At 40.7% G+C, this 17,499-nt stretch carries 14 protein-coding genes; 4 read left to right on the plus strand and 10 right to left on the minus strand.

The annotated features are described in order from the left end of the window. Nucleotides 1-84: 84 nt before the first annotated feature. From fadD to P2E05_RS10670, 4 genes are all read right to left on the minus strand, one after another. Nucleotides 85-1,773, minus strand: a complete 1,689-nt coding sequence (gene fadD / locus P2E05_RS10655; protein ID WP_154623133.1) for a long-chain-fatty-acid--CoA ligase FadD — start codon at nt 1,771-1,773, stop codon at nt 85-87. A gap of 351 nt (nt 1,774-2,124) precedes the next feature. Continuing rightward, nucleotides 2,125-2,727: a Slp family lipoprotein gene (locus P2E05_RS10660; RefSeq protein ID WP_154623135.1), complete on the minus strand. Its 603-nt coding sequence runs from the start codon at nt 2,725-2,727 to the stop codon at nt 2,125-2,127. Nucleotides 2,728-3,001: 274 nt separating this feature from the next. After that, nucleotides 3,002-3,697 carry a tRNA (adenosine(37)-N6)-threonylcarbamoyltransferase complex dimerization subunit type 1 TsaB gene (tsaB, locus tag P2E05_RS10665; RefSeq protein ID WP_251464236.1) on the minus strand — a complete coding sequence of 232 codons (696 nt, stop codon included), beginning with the start codon at nt 3,695-3,697 and terminating at the stop codon, nt 3,002-3,004. Nucleotides 3,698-3,820: 123 nt separating this feature from the next. After that, nucleotides 3,821-5,746, minus strand: coding sequence for an ATP-dependent DNA helicase (locus P2E05_RS10670; RefSeq protein WP_163863593.1), 1,926 nt, complete (start codon nt 5,744-5,746; stop codon nt 3,821-3,823). A 159-nt stretch (nt 5,747-5,905) separates the two neighbouring features. On the opposite strand from P2E05_RS10670, the gene P2E05_RS10675 reads away from it, so the two are divergent. Beyond that, nucleotides 5,906-6,253 carry a RidA family protein gene (locus tag P2E05_RS10675; RefSeq protein ID WP_154623141.1) on the plus strand — a complete coding sequence of 116 codons (348 nt, stop codon included), beginning with the start codon at nt 5,906-5,908 and terminating at the stop codon, nt 6,251-6,253. A 72-nt stretch (nt 6,254-6,325) separates the two neighbouring features. Here P2E05_RS10675 and mdtI read toward each other — a convergent pair whose 3' ends face one another. Next, complete coding sequence (gene mdtI, locus P2E05_RS10680) at nt 6,326-6,658, minus strand: multidrug/spermidine efflux SMR transporter subunit MdtI (RefSeq protein ID WP_154623142.1); 333 nt, start codon at nt 6,656-6,658, stop codon at nt 6,326-6,328. Nucleotides 6,659-6,660: 2 nt separating this feature from the next. Continuing rightward, complete coding sequence (mdtJ, locus tag P2E05_RS10685) at nt 6,661-7,068, minus strand: multidrug/spermidine efflux SMR transporter subunit MdtJ (RefSeq protein WP_154623143.1); 408 nt, start codon at nt 7,066-7,068, stop codon at nt 6,661-6,663. Between the two features lie 639 nt (nt 7,069-7,707). Here mdtJ and pdxK point away from each other — a divergent pair. After that, nucleotides 7,708-8,556 carry a pyridoxine/pyridoxal/pyridoxamine kinase gene (pdxK, locus tag P2E05_RS10690; RefSeq protein ID WP_269723162.1) on the plus strand — a complete coding sequence of 283 codons (849 nt, stop codon included), beginning with the start codon at nt 7,708-7,710 and terminating at the stop codon, nt 8,554-8,556. A gap of 109 nt (nt 8,557-8,665) precedes the next feature. On the opposite strand, the gene zwf is transcribed toward pdxK, so the two are convergent. After that, complete coding sequence (gene zwf / locus P2E05_RS10695; RefSeq protein WP_163861864.1) at nt 8,666-10,141, minus strand: glucose-6-phosphate dehydrogenase; 1,476 nt, start codon at nt 10,139-10,141, stop codon at nt 8,666-8,668. Nucleotides 10,142-10,547: 406 nt separating this feature from the next. Between zwf and P2E05_RS10700 the strand changes: the two genes are divergently transcribed. Both P2E05_RS10700 and pyk read left to right on the plus strand, forming a co-directional pair. After that, nucleotides 10,548-11,393 (plus strand): MurR/RpiR family transcriptional regulator, encoded by an 846-nt coding sequence (locus tag P2E05_RS10700; protein ID WP_272657709.1) that lies wholly within the window; start codon nt 10,548-10,550, stop codon nt 11,391-11,393. Nucleotides 11,394-11,805: 412 nt separating this feature from the next. Continuing rightward, nucleotides 11,806-13,248: a pyruvate kinase gene (gene pyk / locus P2E05_RS10705; protein ID WP_272657708.1), complete on the plus strand. Its 1,443-nt coding sequence runs from the start codon at nt 11,806-11,808 to the stop codon at nt 13,246-13,248. A gap of 179 nt (nt 13,249-13,427) precedes the next feature. Here the strand turns inward: pyk and P2E05_RS10710 are convergent, their stop codons facing one another. The 3 genes from P2E05_RS10710 to P2E05_RS10720 all read right to left on the minus strand — a co-directional run bounded on the left by P2E05_RS10710 (nt 13,428) and on the right by P2E05_RS10720 (nt 17,497). After that, entirely contained in the window at nt 13,428-13,862 is a 435-nt protein-coding gene (locus P2E05_RS10710) for a hypothetical protein (RefSeq protein ID WP_272657707.1), read from the minus strand. A 117-nt stretch (nt 13,863-13,979) separates the two neighbouring features. Further along, nucleotides 13,980-14,999 (minus strand): fimbrial protein, encoded by a 1,020-nt coding sequence (locus tag P2E05_RS10715; protein WP_196713066.1) that lies wholly within the window; start codon nt 14,997-14,999, stop codon nt 13,980-13,982. A gap of 8 nt (nt 15,000-15,007) precedes the next feature. After that, a complete protein-coding gene (locus P2E05_RS10720) occupies nt 15,008-17,497 on the minus strand; it encodes a fimbria/pilus outer membrane usher protein (protein ID WP_269723163.1) in 2,490 nt (829 codons plus the stop codon). Nucleotides 17,498-17,499: the final 2 nt, after the last annotated feature.

Genomic DNA, 17,499 nt, shown 5'->3' on the forward strand with positions numbered 1-17,499 from the left:
CAAATTTCTCTTTTTATATACTCATCACAGTAACGCCGGTAAAAACCGGCGTTACTCATAGGGATGCAAACCGATAAGCTAACATTATGCTGTTGAGCTTTCTTTTTGCTGTTTTTCTTCATCACGTAATTCTCTACGCAATATTTTTCCAACATTTGACTTTGGCAACTCTGTTCTAAATTCAAACAGCTTGGGGACTTTATACGCGGTGAGTGAACGGCGACAAAATGTTTTTAAGTCATCAGATGTTAATTTCGGATTACTGCTCACCACAAATACTTTAACGGCTTCCCCTGTGCTGGTACTTGGTACGCCAATTGCCGCACATTCAACCACATCAGGGTGAGATGAAATCACATCTTCAACTTCATTTGGATAAACATTAAAGCCAGAGACAATAATCATGTCTTTTTTACGATCAACGATACGTATATAGCCTTCACTATCAATTTCAGCGATATCGCCCGTCGCTAACCAGCCATCACGCAAAATTTCAGCGGTTGAGTCAGGTCGGTTCCAATAGCCCTTCATGACCTGAGGGCCTTTGACCCACATTTCACCCGGCTCTCCCGCAGCAACCTCATTGCCGTCGTCATCAACCAGTTTAATTTCTGTTGATGGAACAGGTAACCCGATACTACCACTATAAGCGGTCAGATTATACGGATTTCCGGTCACAAGTGGTGAACATTCTGTTAAGCCATAACCTTCTAATAAGTGCTTACCGGTGAGTTTTTGCCATTTCTCGGCAACGGCTTTCTGGACAGGCATTCCGCCACCGACCGACAACCTTAACTTGGAAAAATCAAGTTTCTGGAATTCGGCATTATGCAACCACGCATTAAATAAGGTATTAACCCCGGTAATTGAAGTGATGGGATAACGAGCTAACTCTTTGACGGTACCAGGTACATCGCGAGGGTTGGTTATTAATAGGTTTACCCCACCAACATTGATAAAAAGGAGGCAGTTCACCATAAGAGCAAAAACATGATAAAGCGGCAGTGCTGTCACCACAAACTCTGAGCCAATTTTTAAGACTGGGCCATAAGCGGCTCTCGCTTGCTCAATATTCGCTAACATGTTGCGGTGTGTCAACATTGCACCTTTCGCAACCCCTGTTGTGCCTCCTGTGTATTGCAAAAATGCTAGGTCATCGCCCGTAATATTCGGTTTAATGTACTGCATACGATAGCCATAATGCATCGCACGCCTAAACGAAATGGCATCCGGTAGATGATATTTCGGAACGAGCTTTTTGACATACTTCACCACAAAATCAACTAACGTCGCTTTAGGGCGTGAGAGCTGATCCCCCATGCGGGTCAAAATCACATGCTTAACTTTGGTATTAAAAACAATTTTCTCAAGGGTATGCGCAAAGTTTGACACAATCACAATAGCGCTTGCACCACTGTCGTTTAACTGATGCTCTAACTCTCTTGGTGTATAAAGTGGGTTAACATTAATAACAACCATGCCCGCACGTAAGATACCAAATAGCGCTATTGGGTATTGCAATAGATTGGGCATCATTAATGCCACACGGTCGCCTTTTTTAAGCCCTAAGCCATTCTGTAGGTATGCCGCAAAAGCACGGCTTCTCTCTTCCAACTTGCGGTAAGTCATCACTGCGCCCATATTAATAAACGCAGGTTGATCCGCATATTGCGAAACCGAATTTTCAAGTAACTCCGCTAAAGAAGCAAAGCGATCAGGATCGATCTCTTCCGGAACATCGCTTGGGTAATTTTTCAGCCAGATTTTTTCCAAAGTATGACTCCTGAATTTTAGTATAGTAATATGACTCAACACCCTTTTAACAAATTATTAACTCAGCGTACCAGTTTGAAAAATACCCTGTGCCAAGGTTGAGAGCTCTATCACTAAATAAATTTCATTCCTTCGAAACAAAAATAGGCGGGACAGTCCGCCTATTTCATTTTAGTGTGTTTTACCAGAACGATATCCGGTATAGATATCGTAATAATACACTCTTCTGAACAATTTTTGGAGAAATTAACACATTACCCGTGCATACGCCTAAAAATAAGTCAGTCGAACTCACAAATCAAATAAAGAGGAGGCCAAATTGCCTCCTCTTACAAATTGTCCAATTTAATCTTATTCCGTTAAATACGTTTGTACTGGCGCGACCCCGCCAGGGTAGCCGTAACCATATCCATAACCCCAAGGGTGATTATAGTAATAAGGATTACCATAATAGCCATAACCCCATGGGCCAGCCGGAGGTAAAATAACACTTTGTGTTAAATTCCAACGTTGATATCCCGTTGCATCTAAAGTGACATATTTATACGGTATATCACCTATCTTGCCTGGCTGTTCTCCTGTAATTTTACCGACAACCGTTATATAACGACCATTGTAGTCAGCTGGATCAAGGAAGCCATTCACGAAAGCATAAATACGACCTACAGAAGGAACACCTAATTCAGGAGCTGCATCATATTTATTTAACGGAATAACAGCGATTTCTAAACGTGTTTTATTAGGTTGATTAAATACAGAGATGACTTTTCCGCCAAAACGGCCTTCTTGCCCAATATACATTTCAGGCGCATTTTGTACTGATGATAAGTTAACCGCTGGATTTGGTGACGAACCTTGAATTGAGGAAGGAATCGACACACAACCTGTTAGCGCTAATACGCCGACAAATAAGACAACGTTAAGTGTAGTGCGACAGTTAATTTTTATTCCCATATACCACCTCCATTTAAGTGAATTATAAATTCAGACGGCAAGGATTAATATGAATATCATCGTATATCACACGATATGTTCAATGGGCTGAGTGAGAAATGTACTATCAAGTCAATTATAGACGTATTGCAGAACCTTTAGTCAATTTCTATTTGTTTATTTTAATCATTTAATTAAAAAATCATTCCAATTTAGATTATTTAAATTGAAATGATTCATAATTTTAATACGCTAAATAACCCTAAAATAAATACAACAACTGAAAATTAACGCATTAACGACCAGGCAGTTTTTTCCACGTCACTTCATTGCGTAAGTAAGTGGGTTCCACGTTTTCCACTGACTCCACCTTACCTGCTCGCCATAAACGCTCAGCGATAGGCAACATATCTTGTGCTGTTGGCAATTCAACAGTGCTATCATTCAAGACAATATCGTTATCTTGTAATTGTGGATAGGCTTGCCAACCTGTCCCTGCGTGGCTCCATTCCCCAGTAAGTTGGCTAATTTTATCACGGAAAAGATCTGGACTCATGACCGCTTCACTGTCCTCGCCAAGCCATATTCCCTCTGCATTACGTTGATATTGAGCACAATACACTTCTGTCATTCGAGCATCGATTGCGACCAATACCCGAGCATGACCTCCAACGCGATATGCTCCTTCAGCCAATGTCATTAGCGATGAAATGCCGATCATTGGCAAATTAGCGCCTAACGCCAGCCCCTGAGCTATCCCCACACCAATTCGAACGCCCGTAAAACTACCCGGTCCCCGCCCGAATGCTAATGCATCCAGTTGACTTAACGAAAGCCCCGCTTGTGATAAAACGTCTTCCACCATGGGCAACACTTTCTGAGTGTGCTCTCGTGGTGAAACTGCAAAGCGAGAAATAATTTCTCCATCGCATAATAATGCGACTGAACATGCTTCTGTTGCTGTATCAACAGCAAGAATACGGCTCGACATGCCACAACTCCGGCAAATGAATTAGGTTTGATGCCACTGCCTGTCAACAGTGACCTGAAAATGCGATTTATAGTAGCATAAACTCAAGAGGAAAGAGTACAAAAAAGCCCTTATGGCCTTGGTTTACTTACTATTATTAATATCAGTTCTTTTTTTCTCAAGAAACTCAATCGCTTTAGTTAAACTACGAGTTCTTGGCGATGGCGGTAAACTGTTCAAGAAAACCTCACCATATGGGCGCGTTACTAAACGATTATCACAAATCACAATCACACCATAATCGCTAGTGTCACGGATCAAGCGCCCAACCCCTTGTTTCAACGTAATCACGGCATCAGGGATTTGTACATCAGCAAAAGGATCCCCTCCTCTTAGCTGACAATCCTCAATACGCGCTCGTAATAGGGGGTCATCTGGCGCAGTAAAAGGCAATTTATCGATAATAACGCAGGTTAAATCATCTCCACGAACATCGACGCCTTCCCAGAAGCTACTCGTCGCGACCAATACGGCATTACCTGCCTCAATAAACTGTGTCAGTAATTTATTTTTACTCGTTTCCCCCTGCATAAAAACAGGCAGAGTCAAGGTCACTTTAAACTCTTCGGCTAATTCACGCATCATCAAATGTGATGTACATAAGAAAAAACAACGCCCTTGGTTTTTGATGATCAGGGGTCTTAACATGGTAGCCAGTTTTTGTGCGATGCCTTTTTGATTCGTTTCTGGCAGAAAACGCGGTACACAAAGTAACGTTTGGCTTTGATAATCAAAAGGACTTGCTAATAATAATGTTTTGGCTGAATCAATTCCTAATCTATCTGTAAAATAGTTAAGTTGCTCATTGACTGATAATGTCGCGGAGGTAAATACCCAGCTTGCTGGGGCGCTAGATATCATTTCACTAAATTTATCTGCTACCGTCAGAGGGGTTAATGCTAATAAAAAGTGGCGACCATAACTTTCAAACCAGTAGCTGTAACCTGGAATAGTGACTTCTTTCAACCTATTGAGTCTATTGCGATACAGTGTTACTCGTTCAAAAATAGAATCTAATGTTTGTGAGCGCCCTAGTGACGTTTTAATGACTTCATAACAAAGCTCAAGGGAATCTTCGAGTAGTGTTAACGCTCGCTGTACCGTGGGCGTTTTTAATAATTCACGTAAATTCCCTCGAAAGCTGTTTTCCCCCAAATTTAAACGAAAATCTAAGGTACTTTGAGTTAGCCTGTCTGCACTCTTTTGTAGCTGAACCAGATCCTTAAGCTCTGTTCGGTAACTCATTACCATATCACGAGCAAGATCCAACAATTGGCGACTGCTTAATTGTTGACCAAAGTATTGGCTAGCGATATCTGGGATTTGATGCGCTTCATCAAAAATCATCACATCGGCTTGCGGCATCAGCTCACCAAACCCCGTATCTTTCACCACGCGGTCAGCCATAAATAAGTGATGGTTTACCACTATGATATCGGCATCTAATGCCTTACGACGCGCTTTTAAAACAAAGCACTCTTGATAACGAGGGCAATCACTGCCTAAACAGTTGTCATTAGTACTGGTGACTAGCGGCCAAACGGCATGATCTTCCGCAATATCATGGCACGTACTCACATCCCCTGATTCGGATTCAATTGACCAACTACGCAACCGTACAACAGCAGAGAGAATTTCAGGTTCAAGGCTGCCACCACCTAATGATTGCTGATCTAAACGCTCTAAGCACAGATAATTAGAACGACCTTTGAGCAACGCTGTACGACCGGTATATTGCATCGCATCAATAATCGTCGGTAGGTCACGATGATAAAGTTGATCTTGTAATGCCTTCGAGCCTGTTGAAACAATCACTTTTTTACCTGATCGTAATGCAGGAACTAAATACGCAAACGTTTTACCTGTACCAGTCCCCGCCTCAGCCACTAGCACTTGCTGTTTTGCAATGGCTTCAGAGACAGCATTAGACATAGTCACCTGCGCTGCACGTGGTTGAAACCCAGGGATTGTTTTCGCTAAAAAGCCATCAGAAGAGAAATCGTCGTACACCGCAAACCTATTAATCATTCAATTTGAAGGGGATTACTTTACCATGTCTTGCCCTCACCTGCTGAGCTAAATGGTGTATTCATGCCAGAAGGGATTTTCATTAATAGAACTAACTGTTATTCTTAAAAAAACTCATAGATAAAGCACTAAGGAACCCTAATGACGATTGAAAGGATAGATCCAGATAAGCGTTGGTCTGAAGCGGTTATTCACAATAATGTTGTTTACTACACCAGCGTTCCTGAAAATTTAGATGCTGATATTATTGCGCAAACCACAGATACACTCTCCGCTATTGATATTCTTCTACAACGTGTTGGTTCTGATAAGAGTAAGATCTTAGATGCCACTATTTTCTTAGCTGATAAAGCTGATTTCGCTGGCATGAACCAAGCATGGGATGCATGGGTTGTTGAAGGTAGCGCGCCTGTTCGTTGTACAGTTCAAGCGGCACTAATGAAACCCGAGTATAAAGTGGAAATTAAAATCGTTGCGGCGATTGATTGATTAGCCAATAGGGTGGATTAATCCATATAAAATATTAAAAGCGCCGCATACACACGGTATCGGCGCTTGTTTTTATGACATTTTAATGAGCACCATTCCTAGTAGCAGTACCGCAATGCCGCCCCAACCCTTGTAGTTGAGTCTTTGGTTGAAAAGTATCCATCCCGCGGCAATTGTCGCGATAATCCCAAACGCCCCCCACAGTGCATAAGCGATTGACAGCTCGATTCCTTTTACTGCTTGAGCAAGGGAACTAAATGCCCCTAATACCGCTAATAATGAGAGAATACCTAACCAGTAACGTTTAAATCCATTCGACATTTTTAACAAGATATTCGCTAAAATCTCAAGTACGACTGCTAATACCAAAAAGGCACCGTGCCACCATTCAAATTGCATATCCATAATTAGGCCTCCGTTTTCGTCATCGATTGTGTCAAGCTGCTTGATTTAACAGCGGTGTGTGCTTTTTGAGATGACTTAGTGGCGACAGCCTTTTTAGTACCAAATTTTATCAATCCAATACCGACGATTAGCAAGATTAACCCACCGATTTTCATTGGTGAGAGTGATTCACCAAACCACAGTACGCTAAAGGTGGTGATGAATAAAATACCGATGCCTTCCCATAAGGCATACGCGACCCCTAACGCCACTTTTTTAATCGCAATAGCCAATAAAATATAGGAAAGTGCGATCATGACATACATGACGACCATTCCGGTATATCCACCACTGACACTGGCGTGTTTCATGGATAAAGTACCGGTAACTTCGGCGATAATAGATAATACTAAAAATATCCAATATATCATTATATAATCTCTCTACAGACAACCGCATGCCTGCTTTTTTTTCATACAGAAAAAACGCACTTTTCGTCAGCGAAAAATTTCATGCGAGTATAAAAAAATAATAAATATCAAGAAAATGCTGGTTTTATTCAGCAAAGTGAATATTTTAGAGAGACGCTATAAAGCACCGCACCAGTGATGCTCACTGGAAAGGATAGCTGAAAGGAAAAGTCTGTGGGTTGTTCTTCTTTGTGACTTACTGATTTTAATGCTATTCACGCTAAGCATGATATCTCATTCATTTCATCGGATGGACATCCACCCAAGTTACTCCGAACCCTCATATAATTGTTAATACATGCTATTTTTAGCATGCCAAAAATATTAAGTCAATGAATATAAACAGCTTTTTATAATGAATTTTTATTGCATAATTATGCATCTATAACCGCAAGAACCTCAGTATTGTTCATAAGATAGCGAATAAACAACCAAAAAACCCTCACTAAATAACCCTATTTTTTATTGATAAAAATACATTTTTTACTGTTTTCTTTTATTAGACAACACATCAACTGTTTATCATTGACTTCAACAACAAACAGGCTTCTTATATGAGTCATATTCGTAAAATATGTATTTCGTCCGAAAGAGAGATAAATGGCTACCTTCAACCTCACCTCTAATAGTTTTCAAAACGACACAAATGCGACACCACTCCCCTATGATGTCATCTCTATCCAATCTCAGGTTGTTTATGGCTGTGTCGGTAATAGCATTGCCGTCCCTGCATTAATGAAACAAGGCTTGCGCGTTGCCGCTGTACCAACGGTTATTTTAAGCAATACTCCACATTACGCGACTTGCCATGGTGGTGAGTTACCTTCAGAGTGGTTTCGCGGTTACTTAAGTGGCTTAGTGGAACGTGGCTGTATGGCGGGTGTACGTGCCATTTTAACGGGTTACTTAGGCTCTAAAAACAAAGCACATGATTTAGCACAGTGGCTAACTGCTATACGTAAAACGCACCCTTCTATCCCCGTGATCGTCGATCCCGTTATGGGCGATGAAGACAGCGGTTTCTACATACCACCTGAAATCGCTGACGTTTATCGAAATGACGTTATTCCACTTGCGACAGGGATCATTCCAAATAAATTTGAGTTAGCAACGCTCAGTGGCCAAGAGATACAAACTTTAGATGATGCAACTAAAGCTGCCCGTAGTTTATTAAAGGGGCATACTCAATGGGTCATTATTACCAGCGCATTTCAACCCGATGAAGAGAATATCGACGTCGTTTGTGTCACGAAGCAAGATGTGTCAGTTATCCGCCATAAACGTTACCCAGTCACCCCCAAAGGCACAGGTGATTTATTTGGTGCGGAGCTAACAGCTCAATTATTAGCGGGGTTATCCGTGCCCGATGCCGCGAAAATGGCCTGTTTACGCATTGAGCAAGGAATTATTCATATGGCGGCAACCGGTCGCAGTGAATTGGTGCTTTAATGGCGACCTACAAGAATGTGATAAATCGCCGTTGATATCACGTCAATCAATAAGGCCAGTTGGCTTATCTCTGCAACAACTGGCCTTATAAAAATAATATTAGACGTTATTATTCAAATTCATTCCATGAACGCCCATCACGGGTGATCATAGCGACAGAAGCAATAGGCCCCCAAGTCCCCGCTTGATATGGTTTAGGTGCTTCGTTATCCATTGCCCATGCGTCCATAATGGAGTCAACAAATTTCCATGCTTCTTCCACTTCATCGCGACGAACAAATAATGCCTGAATACCGCGCATTGCTTCGAGCAATAAACGCTCATAAGCATCCGCTAAGTGAGTTTGATTGAATGTTTCTGAGAAACTCAAATCCAACTTCGTTGTTTGCAAGCGATGTTTATGATCGAGCCCAGGTGCCTTATTCATGATCTCAATATCAATACCTTCATCAGGCTGTAGGCGGATAGTGAGTTTGTTTTGTGGAAGCTCCTGATAACTTTCTGAAAAAATATTCAGCGCAGGTTTTTTAAAGTAAACCACAACTTCTGAACATTTTGCAGGCAGACGCTTGCCTGTCCGTAAGTAGAAAGGCACGCCAGCCCAACGCCAATCATCAATATCGACACGCAATGCCACAAAGGTTTCGGTCATACTTTGCTTATTAGCGCCTTCTTCCTCAAGATAACCAGGCACCTTATTACCTTGAACAAAACCAGCGGTATATTGGCCGCGAACTGCTTTTTCTCTAACATTCGTATGGTCAATGCGACGTAGTGAACGTAAGACTTTAACCTTCTCATCACGAATGCGATCGGTCGTCAAATCTGCGGGAGGAGACATGGCAATCATTGTTAAAATTTGTAATAGGTGATTTTGCACCATATCACGCATTTGCCCTGCCTGATCAAAGTAGCCCCAACGACCTTCGATACCGACTTCTTCCGCAACCGTAATTTGTACATGATCGATGGTTCGGTTATCCCAGTTATTGATAAACAGCGAGTTAGCAAAACGAAGCGCCAACAAGTTAAGCACCGTTTCTTTTCCGAGATAGTGGTCAATACGATAGACTTGGCTTTCATCAAAATACTTAGCGACTTCATTATTAATTTCTTGTGAAGAAGCTAAATCCGTGCCTAAAGGTTTTTCCATGACAACACGGTTAGGTTGCTTATTTAATCCTGCATGTCCCAGCCCTTGGCAAACTGCACCAAACGTACTTGGCGGCATGGCAAAATAGTGGATCGCGGGATGACGATCCTGCTTAAGCATTTGTGCCAAACTATCGAAATTTTCAGTTTGATTAACATCTAGATTGCAGAAATCTAAACGTGCGCTAAGTTTTTCCCACAGTACCGGATCAAGGTCTTCTTTCAAAAATTCGCTGAATGCTTTTTCAACAAATTCAATATAATCGCTCTGGCTCCACTGCGCACGGCCAACACCGATAATACGCGTGTCTGGGTGAATGTAGCCTGCTTTCTCCAACTGATACAAAGATGGAAGCAATTTACGACGAGCGAGGTCTCCTTTGGTGCCGAAAATAATCAAGTCACAGGCTTGAGCAGCATTATTTACCGCCATATTGGTTCTCCTCAATTTGCGGAATTTATTGTAATTTTGTTACAAAATTAGCCAGATGTTCCGCTAATGTACCCTTTTGAAGGTACTCAGTAAATATTGATGATACTGATCACAGTTTTTATGCTGAAAAAAACAACAAACGTGGCTCGTGTCATCATAACTGAATGGTGACAGCATTTGTAATAAAATAACAAAACCGTCAGTGAACTGACTGAGATGAAAATTAGATACAGCTCATAGTTTCGTAAAAAATTACGCCACAAACTTGGAACATTCGGATAGGTTAACCATAACCCATAGTATATTCCTGTTATAAACACTGCCTTCAAAAACGATATTAATAAAATACAGAGTATCTTTATGGCAGAAAAATTTCTCCTTTTGATGAAATAGGCACTTTCGTTATATGAATATTTTAGAACAAATGAAGAGCAGCCTCGATTTTTTAAGTAAATCAGAAAAGAAAGTTGCCGAAGTTATTTTAGGTATGCCACAGCGCGCTATCCATCTTAGCATTGCAACCCTTGCTCAACTGGCTGATGTGAGTGAGCCCACCGTTAACCGCTTTTGCCGCAAAATGGATACCAAAGGATTTCCTGACTTCAAACTGCGCCTAGCTCAAAACCTTGCCAATGGCACCCCTTATGTCAATCGTAATGTTGAAGAAAACGACACAGTAAATACCTACACCCATAAGATTTTTGAGTCTGCGATGGCAGGGTTAGATAATGTCAAACATACCTTAGATATTACAGCGATTAACCGAGCTGTTGACCTTCTCACCCAAGCTCGCAAGATTAGCTTTTTTGGCTTTGGTGCTTCCGCTGCTGTCGCTCATGATGCGATGAATAAATTTTTCCGCTTTAATATTCCCGTCATCTATTTCGATGATATTGTTATGCAGCGGATGAGTTGTATAAATAGTAGCGAGGGAGACGTTATCGTTTTGATTTCACATACTGGCAGAACAAAAGCGTTAGTCGATATGGCACGTTTAGCCCGAGATAACGATGCGACTGTCATCGCAATTACTTCCGATAACTCCCCACTTTCTCACGTTGCCACCCTTTCAATCATCATCGACGTATCTGAAGATACTGATATGTACATGCCTATGGTATCTAGATTAGCGCAACTAACCGTTATTGATGTGCTAACAACAGGTTTTACCTTAAGAAGAGGTGAAAAATTTAGAGATAACTTGAAACGGGTCAAAGAAGCATTACGCGATTCGCGGTTTGATAGCGTGTAGCGATAACTGTTTTTGATTATTGATGCTAAATAACTCAAGCTATAGCAAAGTGACAAATCAATACGCCACTAGGTACGGTAATAATACGAGAAGCCACACAGATGGAGGTGACCAAGGGGGTGGCAACGTGGAATATAACGAGTATCGCTTTAATAGTTTTGCAGACCTGATAGCATTAACTAATTAGCAGTATATAATAGCTGTGCTCGTGTCAGCACAATAACTTGTCGCAAAAAGGTCTCGAAAATACGCAAAATGGTTCAAGTTATGTGCAAGCAGAAACGAGAAGTGATCCTGAATGGATAGGTTTCTGTCATGGGCAAGATAGCATTTTTGATATAAAGCATACAATTGAAGTATGAAGTCATTTCATTCAATAAATTAACACCATTACAGGTCAACGGAGTAATACATGACTAGACGGCTTAGAAGAACGAAAATTGTTACTACCCTAGGTCCAGCTACCGATCGTGATAATAATCTCGAAAAGATTATTAACGCCGGCGCCAACGTTGTACGCCTTAACTTCTCTCACGGAACTCCAGAAGACCATATTCTCCGCGCCAATAAAGTGCGCGAAATCGCTGCTCGTTTAGGTCGACATGTTGCCATTCTTGGTGATTTACAAGGTCCTAAAATTCGTGTGTCTACATTTAAAGACGGCAAAGTATTCTTAAATGTTGGTGATAAATTCATCCTTGATGCCACGCTTGGTAAAGGTGAAGGCGACCAACAAAAAGTCGGGATTGACTACAAAGGCTTACCCGCTGACGTCGTTCCTGGTGATATTCTGTTACTGGATGATGGACGTGTCCAACTCAAGGTTCGTGAAGTTCAAGGTTTACAAGTTTTTACTGAAGTGACAGTTGGTGGTCAACTTTCTAATAATAAAGGCATCAATAAACTAGGTGGAGGGTTATCTGCTGAAGCCCTCACCGATAAAGACAAAGAAGATATCATCACTGCTGCAAAAATAGGTGTTGATTACCTTGCGGTTTCTTTCCCACGCTCAGGCGAAGATTTAAATTATGCGCGCCGCTTAGCCCGTGATGCCGGCTGTGAATGTCAAATAGTTGCCAAAGTAGAACGTGCTGAAGCTGTTGCCACTGACGAAGTCATGAATGAGGTTATCCTTGCGTCTGATGTTGTCATGGTGGCTCGTGGTGACTTAGGTGTTGAAATTGGTGATCCTGAGTTAGTGGCCGTACAGAAGAAACTGATTCGTCGTTCACGTCAACTCAACCGTGTAGTGATCACCGCGACACAAATGATGGAGTCAATGATCACTAACCCAATGCCAACACGTGCAGAAGTCATGGACGTTGCCAACGCTGTTCTTGATGGAACAGATGCCGTTATGCTATCAGCAGAAACGGCGGCAGGGCAATATCCAGCCGAAACTGTCGCCGCCATGGCACAAGTGTGTTTAGGGGCAGAAAAAATGCCTGGCCTCAATGTTTCTAAGCACCGTTTAGATGCGGAATTTAGTTCACCAGAAGAAGCGATTGCGATGTCAACGATGTATGCTGCCAACCACCTTAAAGGGGTAAAAGCAATCATCGCTATGACTGAATCGGGTCGTACTGCCCGTATGATGTCTCGCATTAGTTCCGGCTTGCCTATTTTTGCGATGTCTCGCCATGAAAAAACACTTAATCAGTCTTCACTATACCGTGGTGTCACGCCGGTTTTCTGTAGCACACACACCGATGGGATCGCCGCAGCAAATGAAGCCGTCACTCGTCTACGTGACAACGGTTATTTAATGTCTGGTGACCTGGTTTTAGTGACTCAAGGCGACTTGATGGGCACTATTGGTAGTACAAACACTTGCCGTATTTTAGAAGTGGAATAAATCCAAACGGTTATTTTCCTAAACAAAAAGGGAGCGTTAACGCTCCCTTTTTAGTGGACAATGCAAATAGAGTAAAACATCCGTTCTAGTTGTGTTATTCAGTGAACAGGGATAAATTCATTTTGGATATCTATTTCCATACCCAGAGTAATTGAATTAGTCAGCTCGTTATCACTTAATTAGAATGAAGACTGACGATCTTTCCAATTATTAAAAGCCGCTGCAATCACAGTTGCTATTTTATCGTAATTTTCCCATGTATTCTCAACATGGTATACCGTTGGCAATCCTTTCGCTAAAATGCGTTCATAATCGTCGAAATAGCCGCCCTCTTCAGCCTGATAATAAAACTCGGTGAATGCTAAACCTTCTTCATTGACATCTTCATCAATAAATTTTTTATCGCACATTGAGATTAAAAATGTGCGACCATCCATTTTACGGGCGCAAACTGCCGCGATTTCATCAACGGATTCTTCTTGATGAAATTCACCCACTAATCCATTTTGAATAAGCCATGCCAGATAAAAACCAATATGTGTTCCCGCATTTTCATGCGACAAATTTTCGGGATAATCCCCACCATAGTGCCAATCCATTCTATCAAATGCCATTGCAGACCTCAGCTTCATCACAATAAAAATAACAAGAAGCCCAACCCCCTATCAATGTGGGCTTCTCATGAGTTATAGCGAATTATGGCGAATTAATCTGTCCGATTTTTCTGGGAGTTAATGATATTGCAAATTAAATTGGAGCGTACCATTTGCTTGACCTGCTTGCGTATTATTTGATGTCTGAATATAGGCAGCTTGCAATGGGATACTATAAAGGCCTGTTGCTGAATTTCGCTCTTCTATTGTCATCATTTGATTAATTTTAATTGGCTGGTCTTTGTACTTAACTTGTATACCATACCCTTTAGCTGTGTTGATATCACTAGGGTTATTTAACGCAATTGTTCCAGGTGTTAAACTATTATCAACAGCTGTACCTGTAAACGTGATCTTAATCGGTGATACTGGGTCGCAACTAAGATTTATTTTAAAATCTTTAACGCTATTTGGACTCACGCTCCCTACGCCTGAAAAACTTCCTTTATCCACGCTATTAAATGGTACAACAATATTATTGTTAATCACTTCACAGCCTGTTGATATGATATTAACGGGCCCTAAACTCACTTTCGGTTCCGTATTCCCATAACTGTCCCTAGTTTTAAATCCATTATTATAAATAATTAACATCGCAGCTTGGGTCGCGGGTAGCACTTGAGTCTTCACATTATTGCGCATCTTATAAAAAACTATTTTTAAAGATACGATATATTCACCAGAACTTGAGTTCACTTGGCATATCATTCTGTTATCCACATTACCGTCAATCGTATTTAAACCATCAACATAAGCATGCCCTGTACATGGACTGATGACATTACCATATAATGCATAACCAACACCGGAGTTATTGAGTTCTCTCACATAGGCACCATTATATTTTGGTGAATTCCCCGGTAAGGATGGAAAATAGAGACCTACCTGAACAGGGTCTGTCACACCACTCCAACTCCAAGCGGTATAGGTACCCAATTCAATCGAAGCAAGTTCTGTACCTACAGGTGCTGTCCTTGAGACATAAATAGGCGTGTTAACTGTATAGGGTAAATTTTTAAATAATGCTCTAAACTCTGCCGCAGCTGATTGTGTAAATAGAAGCATCGATGTACAACCAAGTAATAATAATTTGTTCATGTCCGCTCCTATTGGCAGTCTCTTGCCAGAAACTGAATTTTATCGTTATTGAGATCAATCGTAAGTGGAAATTGGCATTGTTGCTCTATATGGCTTCCCCATTGAACGCGAATTAAGCTTTGTTCAGGAACACCACTTAAATACACTTCACCATCATTTGCCACAATACCTGTCGTTATTTCATCTTTATCGACAAACACGGTAACCTGTGCACCAAAAGGTATAAGTTGCTGATGGTGAGTTAATTTGAGCATGACACGAGCCCCCCGTTTTCCTTTAAAATCAGCTAATACAATAGCACCTCGAGTTGGCACAACTGTCGTTGTACTTAACCCCACGTCGTTATTTCCAGTTAATGTAGAGGGATCAACGCTGATTTTATTTCTTTCATAACGGGTCGCACTGGGAACAACCGCATAACCCCATGAGTCGGTATAAAGTGCCTGCGCATTGTTTACTTGCAAATTATTAATATTTTTTGCTTTCACTAAAATCGCTGAATCATAAATATTGCGAGCCGCCGTCACCCCACCTGAATGCAACAGTAATGCACCTGATGCCCCAAGGTTCGCATTTTGATAACGGGGATCATAACTATAACCAGCACTATATTCCCCTGATGAAACAACATAATTACCACTGACCGAGCCACTATTTTCATGACGGCTATGGTTATAATTTTGTGTTACATCAAACTGTAAATTATTATCCGCTAAACGCGTACCGCTGACACTCACCGAGCTGATAGAGTCGCCGTTTCGACTCGTATTATAGCGATAATTAACCCAGTTATTTTTCTGTCCAATAGTAAACGGAATACTAAAGTTAACTGATAACATTTCATTGTTGTTATTGGTGTATTCTTGCTTAGTATATGAATAAGAGATACCGTAATTAATCTGTTTATAATTTGAGTTAAAACCTATTGTTAAGTTTTTATCAACTCCGCTTCGATCCCAATAATATTGCTGATAGCCATTGAGTGATAAATAGCCCATATCTTTCAGTGATTGGGATATTGATGCTTGGAACTGCTGTTTTTTTCTGCCACTCGCATAAAGATCATTATTTGATGATGAAAAATCATAATATTCTTTTGTCGAATAACGATATGATGCAAGAGAAAATGACGTTCCCGTACCAGGTAAATATTTTGAGTATTGCACTCGATATGATTGGCCTTGAGCCTCTTTTTTATCAATTAATTCTGTTTTTGACTGTGTTATATCCGCAGAAATAGCACCGATATTACCTAAGTTTATCCCCGTTCCTGCTGTATATGCCTGATAATCTTTCGATAAAATAAATCCACCATAAATCGACAAATTATAAGGTAAACCATATATCGCCGATGCCTGAGCAAAATTAGGCTTACGATAAGCATTATCAGCATTATATTTACCAATATCGACACTGTATTTTAATGCGCCCGCACGTTGCATCATAGGGACAGCAGAAAAAGGCTGAATAAATGAACGAATAGTTCCATTTGCCTCTTCAATTTGAACCTCTAAATCCCCGCTATACGATGTAGGATAGAGGTCATTTATTTCAAATTCCCCTGGTGGCACTGTCGTTTGATAAATCACACTGCCATTCTGGCGTATCGTCACGACAGCATTCGTTTGAGCAATACCTTGAACAACAGGCGCAAAGCCACGTTGACTCTGTGGTAACATACTTTCGTCTGAAGCTAATTTTATTCCACGATACGGATTACTCTCCATAACCCCATTATCAGAGGCGGTTTCTCCAATTGTTAAATGGCTTTTCAGTGAACGAATATCTCTTTCTATATATGTTTGTAAATTATTCCAGTGACTTTCATTAGAAGTACGGCTGTAATTACTGTGGTTACGTAACCGCCATGCCCCCACGTTTATTCCACTGCGTAAGCCAACAAAAGTGTTATTTGTATCATCACGGTCTTTATACCAATTTTGGTTATGGCGAATATTATAATTAACAAAAGCAGCATTAATCCCATCATCCCATTCATTAGGATCAACATAACCACGGCTATAGTTATCTAAGCCTATTTGAGGAATACTGATTTTAAGTCTACTATTTCCAAAGTCATACGAATAAGAGGCTCCTGGTATTGTCGCAGAAATATCCGTAACTTTATCTTCATCATTGATATTGTTAAATGCTTGACTTGCTGTTTTTTTAACCCCCCAACTTAATAACATTTTTTTGGATATGAGAGGGGATAGTTTTTTATTATGCTCATCAAAGATAAAACGTAAATGTTGTTCATCAACAAATTTATCATTAACATAAATGTCTACATGATAGTTTCCAGGTACTTGCCCTCCTGAGTAGGATAAGTAATCTAAACTATTTACGTCCGCAATTTGACTTTCTATGCCTGTATTTATTGCATTTATATCAAAAACATCTTTTGTATTAGCATTGTTAGAATATAAGATTATACTGACCGCAATAAATATTTTTGAGTGGTATAGATTCTTACTGTTATAACTTAAGGCAGACATTT

The organism is Providencia stuartii (genome assembly GCF_029277985.1).
Lineage (GTDB): Bacteria > Pseudomonadota > Gammaproteobacteria > Enterobacterales > Enterobacteriaceae > Providencia > Providencia zhejiangensis.

Coding starts and splice junctions, on each gene's coding strand:
- P2E05_RS10660 (WP_154623135.1), bottom strand. CDS start 2,727: ATGGGAATAAAAATTAACTGTCGCACTACACTTAACGTTGTCTTATTT.
- tsaB (WP_251464236.1), bottom strand. CDS start 3,697: ATGTCGAGCCGTATTCTTGCTGTTGATACAGCAACAGAAGCATGTTCA.
- P2E05_RS10675 (WP_154623141.1), top strand. CDS start 5,906: ATGACGATTGAAAGGATAGATCCAGATAAGCGTTGGTCTGAAGCGGTT.
- mdtI (WP_154623142.1), bottom strand. CDS start 6,658: ATGGATATGCAATTTGAATGGTGGCACGGTGCCTTTTTGGTATTAGCA.
- mdtJ (WP_154623143.1), bottom strand. CDS start 7,068: ATGATATATTGGATATTTTTAGTATTATCTATTATCGCCGAAGTTACC.
- pdxK (WP_269723162.1), top strand. CDS start 7,708: ATGGCTACCTTCAACCTCACCTCTAATAGTTTTCAAAACGACACAAAT.
- zwf (WP_163861864.1), bottom strand. CDS start 10,141: ATGGCGGTAAATAATGCTGCTCAAGCCTGTGACTTGATTATTTTCGGC.
- P2E05_RS10700 (WP_272657709.1), top strand. CDS start 10,548: ATGAATATTTTAGAACAAATGAAGAGCAGCCTCGATTTTTTAAGTAAA.
- pyk (WP_272657708.1), top strand. CDS start 11,806: ATGACTAGACGGCTTAGAAGAACGAAAATTGTTACTACCCTAGGTCCA.
- P2E05_RS10710 (WP_272657707.1), bottom strand. CDS start 13,862: ATGGCATTTGATAGAATGGATTGGCACTATGGTGGGGATTATCCCGAA.
- P2E05_RS10715 (WP_196713066.1), bottom strand. CDS start 14,999: ATGAACAAATTATTATTACTTGGTTGTACATCGATGCTTCTATTTACA.
- P2E05_RS10720 (WP_269723163.1), bottom strand. CDS start 17,497: ATGTCTGCCTTAAGTTATAACAGTAAGAATCTATACCACTCAAAAATA.